Source organism: Paraburkholderia sp. GAS334 (genome assembly GCF_050436625.1).
In the GTDB taxonomy this organism is placed as follows: domain Bacteria; phylum Pseudomonadota; class Gammaproteobacteria; order Burkholderiales; family Burkholderiaceae; genus Paraburkholderia.
Window position 1 is genome coordinate 148,476 of record NZ_JBNDMO010000015.1, and the last position, 14,060, is coordinate 162,535.

Genomic DNA, 14,060 nt, shown 5'->3' on the forward strand with positions numbered 1-14,060 from the left:
GGGAAATCGCATTGAATTGCTGCGTTGCATTGTGAAATGCTGAACCACAAACCGATGACGTTCCCGCTCGCGGTCGGATGACAATGAAGGAGGCCCATGTGATCCCCCGTCCATTCGAATATCACGTTCCCCGCACCTTGCCCGAAGCCATCGCATTGCTCAATCAACATGGCGATACGGCGAAGCTCCTGGCCGGCGGCCACAGTCTGTTGCCGATGATGAAGCTGCGTTTTGCCGCACCGGACCATCTGATCGATCTGGGCAAGCTGACGGAGCTCAAGGGCATCCGTGAGGTCGGCAACGAGATCCGCATCGGAGCCATGACAACCGAGAACGAACTGATCCGGTCGGTGTTGCTGCAAATCCGGTGTCCGCTGATTGTCGAGGGCGCCCAGCAGATTTCGGATCCGCAGGTGCGCTACCGCGGCACTTTAGGTGGCGACATCTCGCATGGCGATCCGGGTAACGATCATCCCGCGCTGATGATCGCGCTCGACGCCACGTTTGTCCTGTTGAGCGATCACGGCGAACGCGTTGTGCCGGCTGACGGCTTCTTTCTCGACACCTATATGACGCGCCTCGAACCCGGCGAGATCATGACCGAGATTCGCATTCCGATGCCGGAAGCGGGCACCGGCGCCTGCTACGCGAAACTGAAGCGCAAAACCGGCGACTTCGCGACGGCTGCTGCGGCCGTGACGTTGCGCATGAGCGGCGGGACCGTCGGCGACGTCCGCATTGCGTTGACGAACGTCGCGCAAACCGCTGTGCGCGCAACCGACGCCGAGCAATCGCTACGCGGCAAGCCGTTCGATGAGGCGGCGATTACCGAAGCCGCGCGTCTTGCGATGACGGTATGCGATCCGGTGGCCGATCTGCGCGGTGACGTGGAATACAAGACGGCGATGGCGGGCGAAATGACACGACGGGCGTTGATGACCGCGTATTCGCGGGCAGCACACTGAAGGCGGATTCCCGGAGAACACGACATGAGCAAGAAGATCATGGTGTCGTTCATGCTGAACGGCAAGGAAACGGATGTGGTGGTCGAGCCGCGCGAGCTGCTGATTCATACGCTGCGCGAAAAGTGCCTGCACACCGGGCCTCATATCGGCTGCGAGACGTCCCACTGCGGCGCGTGCACGGTCGATTTCGACGGCATGTCGGTCAAGTCCTGCACGATGTTGACGGTACAGGCCGAAGGCGTGGAAGTCATGACCGTCGAAGGGCTCGCGCAAGGAGGTGAACTGCATGCGCTGCAGGAGGGTTTCATGCAGGAGCATGGCTTGCAATGCGGCTTCTGTACGCCCGGCATGCTGATGCGTGCCTGGCGTCTGCTGCAGGAAAATCCGGATCCGGACGAGGAGGAAATCCGCTACTGGATGGCGGGCAATCTGTGTCGATGTACCGGTTACCAGAACATCGTGAAGGCGGTGCAATACGCGGCGCGCAAGCTGCGCGGTGAAGCCGTGGAAACGTCGCATCCGCTGATGGCAGCGGATGCGCACTGACGACCGGAGAAACGTGATGGGAAATCTCGACACCAGTCTCGATCGTCTCGCCGCGCTGGAGGGCATGGGGTGCTCGCGCAAACGCCGCGAAGACCCGCGCTTCATCCAGGGCAAGGGCACCTACGTTGACGACATCAAGATGCCGGGCATGCTGTTCGGCGTGATGGTGCGCAGCCCCTATGCGCACGCCCGCGTGAAGAAGATCGACAAATCGCGCGCGCTTGCGCATCCTGGCGTGCACGCGGTGCTGACCGCCGATGATCTGAAACCGCTCAAGCTGCACTGGATGCCGACGCTCGCCGGCGACGTGCAGGCGGTGCTCGCCGATGAAAAGGTCTGCTTCCAGAATCAGGAGGTCGCGTTCGTCGTCGCCGACGACCGCTATGTGGCCGCCGACGCCGCGGAACTCGTGGAAGTCGAGTACGAGGAGCTACCGGCGGTGATCGATCCGATCGCGGCGCTGGCACCGGATGCGCCCGTGATCCGCGAAGACATTCGCGACAAACAGGCAGGCGCGCACGGTGCGCGCAAACATCCCAATCACATCTTTACGTGGAACATCGGCGACAAGGACAAGACCGATCGCGTCTTCGACAACGCCGACGTCACGGTCGTGCAGGACATTCTGTATCCGCGTGTGCATCCGTGTCCGCTCGAGACCTGCGGCTGCGTCGCGTCGTTCGACAAGGCGCGTGGCGATCTGACGGTCTATATCACGTCGCAGGCGCCGCATGTCGTGCGTACGGTGGTTGGTTTGCTGTCGGCGATTCCTGAGTCGAAAATCCGCATCATTTCGCCGGACATCGGTGGCGGCTTCGGCAACAAGGTCGGTGTCTATCCCGGCTATGTCACGGCGATTGTTGCTTCGATCGTACTGGGGCGACCCGTCAAGTGGATCGAATCGCGTGCGGAGAATCTGAGCTCCACGGCCTTTGCACGCGACTATCACATGACGGGCGAACTGGCGGCGGATCGCGATGGCCGCATCAAGGCGCTACGCGTGCACGTGACCGCCGATCACGGCGCGTTCGATGCGTGCGCCGATCCGACCCGATGGCCCGCGGGCATGTTCCACGTCTGCACCGGCTCCTATGCGATACCGAATGCGTTCGTATCGGTCGACGGCGTGTACACCAACAAGTTTCCCGGCGGAGTCGCGTATCGTTGCTCGTTCAGGGTGACGGAAGCGGTTTATCTGATCGAGCGGATGGTCGACGTGCTGGCGCAAAAGCTCGACATCGACAAGGCCGAAATCCGCCTGCGCAATTTCATCCGCAAGGATCAGTTTCCGTACACGACCCCGCTAGGCCTCGAATACGATTCGGGCGATTACGAGCCCGCCTTGAAGAAGGTGCTTGCCGCGGTCGATTATCCGGCGCTGCGCGCCGAACAGGCCGCGCGGCGAGCGGACCCGGACGCCGAGTGGCTGATGGGCATTGGCGTGGTGAATTTCACGGAAATTGTCGGCGCAGGGCCGTCGAAGATGTGCGACATCCTGGGCATCGGCATGTTCGATTCGTGCGAGATCCGCGTGCATCCGGACGGTTCGGCGGTCGCCCGGATGGGCACGATCACACAGGGGCAGGGGCACCAGACCACGTACGCGCAGATCATCGCTTCGGAGGCGGGTATTCCTGCTTCGAAGATAACGGTCGAAGAGGGCGACACGTCCACGGCGCCGTACGGACTCGGCACCTATGGCTCGCGTTCCACGCCGGTGGCGGGCGCGGCGGTCGCGCGCGCGTCGCGCAAGATTCGCGAGAAGGCCCGGCAGATCGCCGCTCATCTGCTCGAGGCCAGCCCCAACGACGTTGAGTTCGATCTCGACCGTTTCGTGCTGAAGGGCTCCCCCGAGCAGTTCAAAACCATCAAGGAAGTTGCCTGGGCCGCGTACAACAACGTGCCCGAAGGCATGGAGATGGGGCTGGAAGCGGTCGACTACTACGATCCGCCCAACTTCACCTTCCCGTTCGGCGCCTACGTCTGCGTGCTCGAAGTGAATCGCTATACCGGCGAAACGCGCGTGCGCCGCTTTTATGCGCTTGACGATTGCGGCACGCGGATCAATCCGATGATCATCGAAGGGCAGATCCACGGCGGCCTGACGGAAGGCTTCGCTGTGGCGATGGGGCAGGAAATGCCCTACGACGAAGCCGGCAATCTGCTGGGCGCGACGCTGCTCGATTACTTCGTGCCGACCTCGGCGGAAACACCTCATTGGGAGACCGATTTCACAGTGACGCCGTCGCCGCATCATCCGATCGGCGCGAAGGGCGTGGCGGAATCGCCGCACGTCGGCTCGATTCCATGTTTCACGTCGGCTATGGTCGATGCGTTCGCGCATCTGGGCGTGACGCACATGAACATGCCGCATAACGCGTATCGCGTGTGGCAGCAATGCCGCGCGCTTGGATTGACGAGGCCATAGCGGTGTGTCGTTGAACACAGCTCGGGCTCATCAAGCCGCATACGCCAGGGGTGATTCGATGAAAGTCGTACTTGAAAAGGTGTTTCCCCTCGCTGCCACGGCGGATAGTGCGTGGCAGCTTCTGCAGGACATCGAGACGGTGGCCGGATGCATGCCGGGTGCGAAGATCACCGAACGCATCGACGCGACGCATTACAAGGGGACGATTACCGTGCGGCTCGGGCCGGCGACGATGTCGTTCAAGGGCGATATCGAGGTGGTGAATCTCGATGCCGCGGCGCGCAGCCTGCATCTGGTCGGCAAGGGCACGGATCTGACGGGTAGCTCGGCGGCATCGATGGATCTTGTCGCCGCAGTGCAGGCAACCGGCGAGACATGCGAGCTGACCGGCAGGAGCGAGGCGACGATGAGCGGCAAGGCGGCTGCGCTCGGCGGACGGTTGATGGGGCCGGTCGCGGACCAGATGCTCAAGCAGTTTGTGGCTAACTTCGCGGCGCGCCTGCAGGCGCAGCAGACGGCTGCGCCGTCGTCCGGTTCCGCGACAGCGCCTGCGAGCGCCGCGCCGCATTCCGAACTGAATGGTCTGGCGTTGGCGTGGGCCGTGTTGCGCGACTGGCTGCGGGGCATTTTTTCCCGCAAGACGGCCTGAGCGTCGAGGCATCCATGGCGACCGATCGCATGAACGACGTCGTTAGCCTGCAGCAGCAGCTGGAGCGTCATGGTTTCATCGCCGAACGCAACTTCGCTGCCACGTTGCTGCTGACGATGGAGATGCGGCGCCCGCTGCTGCTGGAAGGCGAGGCTGGAGTCGGCAAGACGGAAGTCGCCAAGGCGCTTGCGCGGCTGCTGGATACGCGTCTGATCCGGCTGCAATGCTACGAAGGTCTCGATGCGCATTCCGCGCTGTATGAATGGAATTATCAGCACCAGCTGCTGGCGATCAAATTGCTGGAGCAGGACGAGCGGTCTATTCCCGACAAGGAACAGGATATTTTCTCCGAGCGCTATCTGCTCAAGCGGCCATTGCTCGAAGCGATCACGACCACGCCGGCGCCGGTTTTGCTGATCGACGAAATCGACCGTACCGACGAGGCGTTCGAAGCCTATCTGCTGGAACTGCTCTCCGACTTTCAGCTGTCGATTCCGGAACTGGGCGTGATACGCGCCATCGAGCGGCCTTTTGTGATTCTGACCTCCAACGGCACCCGCGAGATTTCCGATGCGTTGCGCCGCCGGTGTCTGTATCAGTACGTCGACTATCCGGGCTTCGAGAAGGAGTTGCTGATCGTGCGCACCCAGGTGCCCGACGTGCCGGAGAAACTGGCATGGCAGATTGTCGAATTCGTGCAGTCGGTGCGGCAGATGGACCTGCAGAAGAAGCCCGGTCTGGCCGAGACGCTTGACTGGGTCGCTGCGCTACTGCGTCTGGGCGTGAGCGCGATCGATACGGACGGCGTCGAGCAGATCATGGATTCGCTATCGGCGCTCGTCAAGACGCGTGAAGATCAGGCTGGTTTGACCCGGCCCGTCGTCGAAAAACTGGTGGCCGCATGTTGACCGGTATTCGTTGCGCCGCTGATCGCGCGTCTCCACCGAGCCTCGAAGCGATCTTGACCGCCCGCTATACCGGCTTTGCCGAATGGCTGCGTGCGAACGATTTTCGCGTGACCAGCGCCGACGTGGCCGCCTCGATGGAGGTCGCGCAGCGCATGGGCCAACTGGACAGCGAGCTGTTGCGCTGGAGCCTGCGTGCATTGTTGTGTTCGCGCGCGGAAGAATGGCGGCGCTTCGACGCGCTGTTCGACGCCTGGTTCCTGAGGCCGAATCGCCGCAAACTGGTCGAAACGCGTGCCGGCGGCGCGGGCCGTATCGAGCGGAACAACGCGGGTGGACAACGTGACGCCAGCGAGGGCATGCCGCTGTCGCTGGTCGCAGGCGATGGCGAACCGGCGTTGGCGAATGGTCATGCCGCCGAACACGGGGCATCCCGCGAAGCCTCGCTCGCCCATGCGGACTTCCGTCACCTCAACCAGCCCGACGACCTCGCTTCGATCGACGAGGCGATCCGCCGTTTCGCCCGGCGCCTGCGGGGTATTCAGGTACGCCGTGAACGCCGTGCGAACGCCGGCCGTGTCATCGACATGGCGTGGACGATCCGGCGCAGCGTGTCGAGCGGCGGCCAGCCGCTCGATCTGGCATGGCGGCAGAAGCGCCGGCTGCGTCCGCGCATCGTGCTGCTGCTGGACGTGAGCCGCTCGATGAGCCTGTATAGCTTTTTCTATCTGCGGCTCGCGCGTGTGTTGAGCGCGCGGGTTTCCGACGTGCATTGCTTCATCTTTCATACGCGACTGGTGGGCGTCGAACAGGCGTTGCGCGATCCCGATCCGTGGCGCTCACAGGAGCGCCTGCAACTGCTGTCGGCGGGGTGGGCAGGTGGCACCCGTATCGGTGACAGTCTCGACGAATTCAATCAGCAGCATGCGACGCGGCTGCTTCATTCGCGCACGGCCGTCGTGGTCGTCAGCGACGGCTACGACGCCGGCGAACCCGGGCGCCTGCAGCAGGCGCTCGCGAAGATCCGGGGCCGCTGCCGATGTCTCGTCTGGCTGAATCCGCTCGCGACCCGCGCCGATTTCACGCCGGCAAGCGTCGGCATGCAGGCTGCGATGCCGTATATCGATCTGCTGGCCGGCGCACGCGATCTGGCGAGTCTCGAGCGCGTGCTGCCTCAAGTGTTGTCCGCCCTGCAATGAACGACGATACCCTTTTGCAACTCGAGCAGCGGCTGATTGAGCAAGCCGAGCCGTTTGCGGTCGTGACCGTGATTCGCGCGGCGCCGCCCACGTCCGCATGGGTGGGCGCGCAGGCGCTCGTCGACCGGGATGGCGCGTTGCACGGCTGGATCGGCGGCGGCTGCTCGCGAACGATCGTGATCCAGGCCGCGCAGCAGGCGATTCGCTCGGGTCTGCCGAAGCGCGTTCGCATCAGCAACGAACAGACGAAGCCGGAGGCCGACGTCGAGGCGCACGCGATGCCATGTGCGAGTAACGGCGCGATGGAGCTCTTCATCCAGCCGACGGTGCCCGCGCCATCGGTGCTCGTGCTGGGTTCGACGCCCACCGCGCTGGAAGCCTGCGTGCTGGCGCAGCGAGTCGGGTTGCGCGTTTGCGCGGCGGCCAGCGTGACTGCCCCGTTGGCCGCGCTTGGCTTACAGCGGGTGATCCAGGGCTTCGACGCCGAGGCTTTCGACACGGTTGCGCCGCAACTGATTCTGGTGGCGACCCAGGGCGACAGCGACGAGGACGCGCTAGAAGCGGCGTTGCGCAGCGGCGCGGCGGCCGTGTTGCTGGTCGCCAGCCGGCGCAAGGCGGACGCGTTGCGCGAGGTGATGCTGGCGCGCGGGATTGCGCCCGCGCGCCTTGCGGCATTGCATGCGCCCGCAGGCCCCGCTATCCACGCACACACGCCGCAGGAGATTGCGTTGGGCGCCGTCGCGGGGCTGGTGACACTGCGACGCGAACTCGAGCTGGCGGCGGCCGATGGGCCCGCGTCGCTTCTCACGGGAGCCGAAGTGGTGCCGGTCTTGCCGCCGTGCGAATCGATGGCGTCGGTCGAATTATCGCCGGCACGCTATCTCAACCCGGTGTGCGGAATGTCGATCGATATCGCCTCGGCTAAACATGTGATCGACCGTGGCGGGCAGCGCATCTACTTCTGCTGCGACGGCTGCAAGATCGAATTCGAACGCGAACCCGAAAAATATCTCGCGATAGCGCGCGGCACGGAGCACAAGGAGAAGACATGAGCGACGCGTGGAAAGTGATCGAGCCACGGCATGCGCCGACATTCTCGGCAGTCGTGCTAGCTGCCGGTCTGTCGTCCCGGATGCAGGGTCAGCATAAGTTGCTGTTGCCGATCGACGGGCAGCCGGCTGTCAGGTGTACGGTGAGCGCGATTGCCGAGGCGGGCCCGGAGGAGATTGTGGTCGTGACGGGCTTTAAGGGACGTGCCGTGATGGAGGCGCTGGATGGCTTGCGAGTCACGTTCCAGAGCAATCCTCGCTACGAAGAAGGGCAGATGACGTCGGTCGCGGCCGGCGTGGCCGCACTCGGTGCGCCCTGCAATGTGGTGATGGTGTGCCTCGCGGATCAGGTGCTGCTCGATGCAGCAGACTACCGCGAATTGATCGACGCGTTCGCCGCGATGCCGCGCGGATCGATCCTGATTCCGTTTTTCAACGGGCAACGCGGCAATCCGGTGGCTTTTTCCGCAAGCTATGCGACCGAGGTTATCAGCGGACACGTCAATCCTGGGTGCCGGAAACTGATTGCCGGGCATCCCGATGAGGTGTTTGTTCATGAAGCCGCGCACGATCGGTTCACGATCGATATGGACACGCCTGAGGATTATGCGCGTGTTCTGGCTCGCCTCGGCCTGTCGACTGCGGTAGCGGGTGGCTAGGGTGATTCGGTACAAATCCATGCCGGAGTCGGCAAAGCTGAATCATCGAGGTATAAGGAGTTTGTGAGTATTTCGAGGTGCTTTCGGATCGGACTGACATGGTATGTCGCACACGCAAGGGCGTGTCGAATATTCGTCTCCACCGAAAAGCCATCATGCCTCGCGGCGGCGGGCCTGGAACATTAAAACAGAAGCGCATCGGTATTCTGAACGCCCCTGTTCCGCCAGCCTTACTTTCCCGCCTGAAACGCCGCCAACGCCGCCCCGAGTTCCTCGTCGGTGACAGCGGGCGAAATGGTGAACGTAAAGATATCGCCAAACTGCAGCACCCACGCCGCCATGGGGGCCGTGCTGTCTGCCTCGATGATCGCACACCCGCTCAACTCGCCGATCGCGTGCCAACGGCCGAGCATCGTGATCCCATCGGGCGGCAGCGCGCCACCCGTCTTCATGAAACGTTCGATCGCCGATTGCTGTGCCGTCGGTAGCCCTTTCCACTGCACGATGAATTTCATTGGGGACCTCCACTTGACTCACGACGATGCCGGCCAGTGGCAAGCCGTCACCGCAACAGGCGCCGCAGGATGCGGCGCGTGGGAGCCTGCATCGGGCGCAGATTCTTCCTACGTTATCCGCGATTCAATGCCGCCACCTCGGCCTTCTAAAGAAGGATAGGCAGCGGCCAAGGGGCTGCAATGGAAACCGGTGAAAGTAGCCAACGATTTTCGCTTCAAGACTGTTGACGGGCGCCTGATGCTGGACGAGGACGAGATGCGCCTGCTTTACGTGGCCGTGACGCGCGCACAGCATGTACTGGACATCTCCGAGCTACGCGAGGACCTTATACGGCTGTTCAACTCGCGTCGGTGACCGCACAGGCCTGCTCCGCACAAGTGAGACGCTCAACGGCGATGTTTTGTGCGGCCGTCGGTGGGCGCCACGCCATACCCCGTGGCTCGCCTTGATGAACCGACATTGGTGAACGGCGTCGATCGCGGCGCTGGCACTAAACTATGAGTGTCGGTATCGTCCGAGGAGGTGTCCATCGATGGCAATCGAAGTCAAGGATCCCAACTACGAGCTCGGCGAGAAGGCGACATATGTCACCGTCAACGGCGTCAAGTATGCGGTCGTGCGCGCGGACGCCTGGTTCGACCAGATCGGGTCCGGGAACGCCCCTGCGCCGTGTGGCAAATCGCTGTCGGTTCCGCTGGGGGACGTCAACAAGGGCAGTGGAAAATTTTACGGCGTGAAAACTGTCAAGCTCGCCCTCAACCCGGTCCATCCGGCCTATCACGCAGCGGTGCACAGGGCGACTTACTACCCTGCAGATCATGTGACGTTCACGGCCGTCTCCAGGAAGAAGCTGCGCCCTGGCAGTTCGGCGCATAGCAAAACCGGCCGTGTCGGGCGTGGCAAGGTCGGCGTGGGCGGCATGCGTACCAGGTCGCACGGCTGACCGCGCGCGGGTCGAGTCGCAACCTCTCCAGTTCGAGGAACTAGCGGGACGCGTCCCGCATTTCTTTGGTCGCCTTCGCCTTGTCCTTCCGCCAGCTCAGGAAGTTAGTCACCGCAGCCACGATGAACGTGACGATAGTGGAGGCCGACGACGCAATGAGTGTCTTTTCCTCAGTATCTAGCGAAGGCTTTGTCGGTCGGTATTGGGAAGCGGATGAGAATGGGACTGCCGGGGCGCTTCCCGACAAGGCTTGTGATGCGCTTTTCAACTGCACGACGGTTACTTGCGGCAGCTGGTTTGCCGACATGTAACGCACGAAAAGGGCGGCTGTTATGCAAAAAAAGCCCACAAAGAGACCAAGGAATAATCGACAAAACAGCTCGACCCTAGTGGAGTTTGCCACGCCTGCCTCCGTCTTCGTCGACGGTTGCCGCACCCTTATATTGCGCCAGAATCTCGCGCTCCGCGAGTCGACGTTGGAAGGCGATGCGAAGCTCTTTCTCCCTGTCCGCAGGCGCGATCTAGTGGCTCGCGAATACTTCGAAATTCGCTGCTGCGATGGCACCGGTGCGCAGAATGACGTCCGCTATGCCTACTTCGCACAGCCCCGGCGCCTGGCGATCGAAGTGAACGGCAAGGTGACGATTTACGATACGCTCGATCACCAGATCAGCGGCTTCTCACAGCAGCAGTCCCGCGGTGCGTCCCTCACATTGGCGAGCCAGCACGGCTTGGTTGCTGTCGCCAGCCTGCCGGTTGTCTCGGTCGGCGGGGTTCCGCAGCCGGCGTCGTCGCCGGTGCAGGAGGAGCCCGTCCGCACTCAGTCGGTCGCCCGCGAGGCGGACGTGTTCGCCACCATAGAGAAGCTCGCCCAACTGCACGCGAAGGGGATGCTCAGCGACGAGGAGTTCGCCGCCAGGAAGGCGGAGTTGCTGAGCCGTTTATGAGCGTCCCGTCATCGCGCAGCGCAACCGGGGCACGATTTCTACTTGGCTGAAACGCCCACACAGGGACGGGCACATCGCCCGGTTGATTGCTCAGTAAGAAGCGACTCGACTTGTTCCTGTGGGTCCGGAGTCGACGGCGGATTCAACCGGTGTGCCACAGCATGACCGACATGCTTATCTCGCCGCAACGCGACGTCACGCGATCTTCTGAACCCATCGACTCCGCCAACCTGGTGCTTCAAAGGGATCCGAAAAATACTGGGTCTCGTGAACGACCTTGCCGTTGCGGAACTCCATAATGCTTACCGTGTAAGCCACCCGCCCCTGATAGGTGATGGTGTATTCCGTTATCCAGAGATTACCTTCCCCTTGAATTCGCCTGACATCGAAACCTGATGGCTTACCTGGATGATGACTCCGCAGTGTCTGCAAATTAATTCGCCCGACGATTCGCTCACCTGATTGGGGATAGTCACAGATGGCATCGTCATCGTAAATATCGTGTTCTGTGTCGAGATCGCCGGCCGCCGACGCCTGCCAGTGCGCATTCAGGGCTTCACGTATTCCTTCTTCCTGCATGGAGTGCCTCCGGATAACGTTCAGGCGCCAGGTCCATGAACAGAAAAAACGTCAACGTAATCGAGTCGGTCAACCACCGCTTCACCGCGAATTCGTGGCTAACGAATTCGTGAACTGCTTACACTGAGTCTTCGTTGCTTAACGGAATGTGGAAGTGCCGCTTCATCCGCAGGCGCGACTTCGTAGTTTTGGCGATCAGGTCGGAGTCGTCTTCCAGGCGAGCAGAACGGTGGCCGTGACGGCCTTCTCTCTCAGGTCAAATTGGTGTCGAATGTGCGGAAGTTGATGCCGTCAATTCAAGCCGCGTTGATTCGCAACTCAGCCGCAGCCATCAGGGTCAAACCGAGCCGAAACAGATCTGCTTTTGGGTCAAGTCTAGCAAATGAACTACTGGGCTGCAGCGAAGGGTTCCTGGAGGGTACAAGGCGCAATGGGTAGGTGACGGATCGCCTGTTCTTCGGAAGTGCGATTTCGCAACCTGACCAGCGGCTTTTTGATGTCCACCGGACAGTCGATCGCCCGGCGCCGCAGTTGGCGAACGACGCCTGCTGGCCGGTTTGTGACATCTGCGCTCGGCGTGTGTCGCAGGCGTTGTTACACCGCTCGCGACGTGCGGGGCGCACCTGTTGGCCGCACTGGAAGGCGCAGTGCCAAAACAAACGGAAGTCCGGTTGCTCTCCGCGCGGCTCGTTCCCGCTGCCGATCAGCCGAGCCCGCCCGCCTGGCCGCTCGCCTTGTCGGTCAGCGCGACGGTCTCGAAATAGCTGATTTTCGGCTCCGTGCCGTAGCGAGCGCGGATTCCGGCGAGCCATTCCCCGGAATAGAAGCGCTCGGCCGCCTCCTGGCTTTCCCACATATAGACGCCGCCTGCGACCTTGCCGTCGGCGGAACAGATGAACTGTTTGCGCAGAAAGCCCGGAATCTTGAGGAAATCCGGGGCGATCTTCATGAAGTGGGCGCGGCACTTCTCGAGGCCTACGTCCGGCGGCAGGTCATAGAGGACGATGGCGGTGATCATGGACATCTCCTTGGGTCAGCGGGTCGCTGATTCTCTGCGAGCTCAGGCGTTCACGCACGCGTGTCCTGGACAGGGTTCCGGGTCGGTCGGGGTTCCTGGAGGTTCTACTCGACCACCGGGGTCGGCAGGCCGGCGGCTAGTTCATGGCTGGGAACCCATTGAACGAAAAGGCACGACTGTCGACTCCACGCTGGGACTCACATTCGTGAATACCACTACCGGCATCGCCATGCAGGGTGCTGTGCGGGATCTGGCTAAGCGCGTACTCGGCAGGGAACCCGCGGACAACCGCTCGCGCCCGGCCAGATGGTCGACGCGCGCCGGGTGCGATGGGTCGGGGCGGACGAGCAACTTGACAATACTACCCGTCGCGCGTGTGAAGCTGCGTCCCAACTAGCGCGGTGCATAGCCGCTCGTCACGGAGTTGATCAGCAGGCCGTCAACATAGACGGAAACGGGCTCGCCATCGGGCGACATCAGCAAGTTGCCGGTATTGTGCTGGCCCGGCAGTTTCATCATGCCACCATGCACGGCGGCCATGTCGTGATGATCGAGTTCGACGGCGACGGGAAGGTCGGTGATCGCGAGTGTGTTCATGGCGTGCTCCTGATCAATGTGAGGTTTCGTGTCGAATGGGCGTTGCAACACGTGCGTCCATCGATGCATAGGCCGTGCCAAAGCTTGCAGCGATCTGCGCGACACGCGGGCGGGCCCGACAGAACAAGGGGAACGACTTTATCCAGTCTGTGTGCGCGATCGATCACAGCTGCCATAGCCCGCGTAGTTGATGGATTTATGCCGACAGGGCGCAGCCGACCGTCGCGGCGCTACCGACAGCCCGAGCAGGACATCCAGCGTGTCCCATCACAACAATTGATCGCCGTGACCGCGTGCCTGCCTGGTCCTGGGTCACGGTTTGAACGAGTGGAACCGACCTGCTGCCATACGCAGTCGACCCACCGGGGACGCTCGGCTCTCCGCGAAGCGGACATTCAAACTGATTAAGCGCTGCCCGCCAGACGAGGGGCCGAGTATGACCAATCACTCGGAAAGCATCGCCTCAGGCGACGCCGCCCTTCATTGCTTCACGGGCGCGATACGCTAGGCTGGTTCCTTTTATTTATCGCCGGATATACGGTCATCGAAACAATCATGCTCCCGGCACTGGAAACCATGACAGCATCGTTGGCTATCGACGGAAGCCAGGGAACGTTCTTCGGGATGCTGAGTGCCGCAGGGGCACTGGGTGGCACCGCTGGTTACTACACTGGTAGTTGGCTCATCTTGAACGGAACATCGCTCGAAACATGGACGACATTCGGCAGCGTCGGGGCAATCGGATTCGCAGCGTCCGCGCTGATACTTCCGACAATTCCGCGCCAGGTGTCGCTGGAGCAGGCGTGCGGCAGCAACACAGCGACCTTCACCGAAAGCTGGCAGCGAGCACTCATTTGAGTGACAAGCTTGAATGTCTCTTCATCGCTGCGGATTCAACCCGTCGATGCAACACAATCGAAGCTGCGTGAGCAGCGGGAGTGTTGCATCGACGGGTTGAATCCGCAAGGTACATCGGCCATAAAGATGACGCAGCGGCCCTCTTTACATGATGCCGGTTGCGGTTTTCCAGTTGCTCATGACAAGCCTTGCGCTGTCATGG

Annotated in this window: 18 protein-coding genes; 13 read left to right on the forward strand and 5 right to left on the reverse strand. The window is 62.0% G+C overall.

Translation table 11 applies throughout. The features are described from left to right. The first annotated feature begins 98 nt into the window (after positions 1-98). The 8 genes from P3T21_RS25040 to P3T21_RS25075 are packed head-to-tail and all read left to right on the forward strand — an operon-like array spanning position 99 to position 8,400. A complete protein-coding gene (locus tag P3T21_RS25040) occupies positions 99-965 on the forward strand; it encodes an FAD binding domain-containing protein (RefSeq protein WP_429258646.1) in 867 nt (288 codons plus the stop codon). A gap of 24 nt (positions 966-989) precedes the next feature. Then, positions 990-1,511, forward strand: coding sequence for a (2Fe-2S)-binding protein (locus P3T21_RS25045; protein ID WP_429258647.1), 522 nt, complete (start codon positions 990-992; stop codon positions 1,509-1,511). Positions 1,512-1,527: 16 nt separating this feature from the next. Beyond that, positions 1,528-3,939: an aerobic carbon-monoxide dehydrogenase large subunit gene (locus tag P3T21_RS25050; protein ID WP_429258648.1), complete on the forward strand. Its 2,412-nt coding sequence runs from the start codon at positions 1,528-1,530 to the stop codon at positions 3,937-3,939. A 58-nt stretch (positions 3,940-3,997) separates the two neighbouring features. Further along, the gene (locus P3T21_RS25055) at positions 3,998-4,588 is read left to right on the forward strand and encodes an SRPBCC family protein (protein ID WP_429258649.1); all 591 of its coding nucleotides are present in this window, start codon (positions 3,998-4,000) and stop codon (positions 4,586-4,588) included. Positions 4,589-4,602: 14 nt separating this feature from the next. Further along, the gene (locus P3T21_RS25060) at positions 4,603-5,496 is read left to right on the forward strand and encodes an AAA family ATPase (RefSeq protein WP_429258650.1); all 894 of its coding nucleotides are present in this window, start codon (positions 4,603-4,605) and stop codon (positions 5,494-5,496) included. Then, positions 5,490-6,692, forward strand: coding sequence for a vWA domain-containing protein (locus P3T21_RS25065; RefSeq protein ID WP_429258651.1), 1,203 nt, complete (start codon positions 5,490-5,492; stop codon positions 6,690-6,692). Before P3T21_RS25060 ends, P3T21_RS25065 begins: the two co-directional genes overlap by 7 nt. Then, positions 6,689-7,744 carry an XdhC family protein gene (locus tag P3T21_RS25070; protein WP_429258652.1) on the forward strand — a complete coding sequence of 352 codons (1,056 nt, stop codon included), beginning with the start codon at positions 6,689-6,691 and terminating at the stop codon, positions 7,742-7,744. The genes P3T21_RS25065 and P3T21_RS25070 overlap by 4 nt, the downstream gene beginning before the upstream one ends. Further along, the gene (locus P3T21_RS25075; RefSeq protein WP_429258653.1) at positions 7,741-8,400 is read left to right on the forward strand and encodes a nucleotidyltransferase family protein; all 660 of its coding nucleotides are present in this window, start codon (positions 7,741-7,743) and stop codon (positions 8,398-8,400) included. The genes P3T21_RS25070 and P3T21_RS25075 overlap by 4 nt, the downstream gene beginning before the upstream one ends. 230 nt (positions 8,401-8,630) lie before the next feature. Here the strand turns inward: P3T21_RS25075 and P3T21_RS25080 are convergent, their stop codons facing one another. Next, positions 8,631-8,915, reverse strand: coding sequence for a DUF3303 domain-containing protein (locus P3T21_RS25080; RefSeq protein ID WP_429258654.1), 285 nt, complete (start codon positions 8,913-8,915; stop codon positions 8,631-8,633). A gap of 190 nt (positions 8,916-9,105) precedes the next feature. On the opposite strand from P3T21_RS25080, the gene P3T21_RS25085 reads away from it, so the two are divergent. After that, on the forward strand, positions 9,106-9,270 hold the full coding sequence (locus P3T21_RS25085) for a hypothetical protein (protein WP_429258655.1): 165 nt from the start codon (positions 9,106-9,108) through the stop codon (positions 9,268-9,270). A 178-nt stretch (positions 9,271-9,448) separates the two neighbouring features. Continuing rightward, on the forward strand, positions 9,449-9,859 hold the full coding sequence (locus tag P3T21_RS25090; protein WP_429258656.1) for a hypothetical protein: 411 nt from the start codon (positions 9,449-9,451) through the stop codon (positions 9,857-9,859). A gap of 40 nt (positions 9,860-9,899) precedes the next feature. Here the strand turns inward: P3T21_RS25090 and P3T21_RS25095 are convergent, their stop codons facing one another. Then, positions 9,900-10,262 carry a hypothetical protein gene (locus P3T21_RS25095; RefSeq protein WP_429258657.1) on the reverse strand — a complete coding sequence of 121 codons (363 nt, stop codon included), beginning with the start codon at positions 10,260-10,262 and terminating at the stop codon, positions 9,900-9,902. A 121-nt stretch (positions 10,263-10,383) separates the two neighbouring features. On the opposite strand from P3T21_RS25095, the gene P3T21_RS25100 reads away from it, so the two are divergent. After that, on the forward strand, positions 10,384-10,806 hold the full coding sequence (locus tag P3T21_RS25100) for an SHOCT domain-containing protein (protein ID WP_429258658.1): 423 nt from the start codon (positions 10,384-10,386) through the stop codon (positions 10,804-10,806). A gap of 195 nt (positions 10,807-11,001) precedes the next feature. Here the strand turns inward: P3T21_RS25100 and P3T21_RS25105 are convergent, their stop codons facing one another. The 3 genes from P3T21_RS25105 to P3T21_RS25115 form a co-directional block, all read right to left on the reverse strand. Continuing rightward, a complete protein-coding gene (locus P3T21_RS25105) occupies positions 11,002-11,385 on the reverse strand; it encodes a nuclear transport factor 2 family protein (RefSeq protein WP_429258659.1) in 384 nt (127 codons plus the stop codon). Positions 11,386-12,088: 703 nt separating this feature from the next. Further along, a complete protein-coding gene (locus P3T21_RS25110; protein ID WP_429258660.1) occupies positions 12,089-12,403 on the reverse strand; it encodes a YdhR family protein in 315 nt (104 codons plus the stop codon). 393 nt (positions 12,404-12,796) lie between these two features. Beyond that, positions 12,797-13,000: a hypothetical protein gene (locus P3T21_RS25115; protein ID WP_429258661.1), complete on the reverse strand. Its 204-nt coding sequence runs from the start codon at positions 12,998-13,000 to the stop codon at positions 12,797-12,799. Positions 13,001-13,555: 555 nt separating this feature from the next. Between P3T21_RS25115 and P3T21_RS25120 the strand changes: the two genes are divergently transcribed. Further along, positions 13,556-13,858, forward strand: a complete 303-nt coding sequence (locus P3T21_RS25120) for a hypothetical protein (protein WP_429258662.1) — start codon at positions 13,556-13,558, stop codon at positions 13,856-13,858. A gap of 9 nt (positions 13,859-13,867) precedes the next feature. Then, positions 13,868-14,060 (forward strand): hypothetical protein (locus P3T21_RS25125; protein WP_429258663.1); only part of this gene is annotated, 193 nt, incomplete at its 3' end.

Excerpts from the sequence above, each read along its gene's own strand:
- P3T21_RS25045 (WP_429258647.1), top strand. The coding sequence starts at position 990 with ATGAGCAAGAAGATCATGGTGTCGTTCATGCTGAACGGCAAGGAAACG.
- P3T21_RS25050 (WP_429258648.1), top strand. The coding sequence starts at position 1,528 with ATGGGAAATCTCGACACCAGTCTCGATCGTCTCGCCGCGCTGGAGGGC.
- P3T21_RS25055 (WP_429258649.1), top strand. The coding sequence starts at position 3,998 with ATGAAAGTCGTACTTGAAAAGGTGTTTCCCCTCGCTGCCACGGCGGAT.
- P3T21_RS25060 (WP_429258650.1), top strand. The coding sequence starts at position 4,603 with ATGGCGACCGATCGCATGAACGACGTCGTTAGCCTGCAGCAGCAGCTG.
- P3T21_RS25065 (WP_429258651.1), top strand. The coding sequence starts at position 5,490 with ATGTTGACCGGTATTCGTTGCGCCGCTGATCGCGCGTCTCCACCGAGC.
- P3T21_RS25070 (WP_429258652.1), top strand. The coding sequence starts at position 6,689 with ATGAACGACGATACCCTTTTGCAACTCGAGCAGCGGCTGATTGAGCAA.
- P3T21_RS25075 (WP_429258653.1), top strand. The coding sequence starts at position 7,741 with ATGAGCGACGCGTGGAAAGTGATCGAGCCACGGCATGCGCCGACATTC.
- P3T21_RS25080 (WP_429258654.1), bottom strand. The coding sequence starts at position 8,915 with ATGAAATTCATCGTGCAGTGGAAAGGGCTACCGACGGCACAGCAATCG.
- P3T21_RS25090 (WP_429258656.1), top strand. The coding sequence starts at position 9,449 with ATGGCAATCGAAGTCAAGGATCCCAACTACGAGCTCGGCGAGAAGGCG.
- P3T21_RS25105 (WP_429258659.1), bottom strand. The coding sequence starts at position 11,385 with ATGCAGGAAGAAGGAATACGTGAAGCCCTGAATGCGCACTGGCAGGCG.
- P3T21_RS25110 (WP_429258660.1), bottom strand. The coding sequence starts at position 12,403 with ATGATCACCGCCATCGTCCTCTATGACCTGCCGCCGGACGTAGGCCTC.
- P3T21_RS25115 (WP_429258661.1), bottom strand. The coding sequence starts at position 13,000 with ATGAACACACTCGCGATCACCGACCTTCCCGTCGCCGTCGAACTCGAT.
- P3T21_RS25120 (WP_429258662.1), top strand. The coding sequence starts at position 13,556 with ATGCTCCCGGCACTGGAAACCATGACAGCATCGTTGGCTATCGACGGA.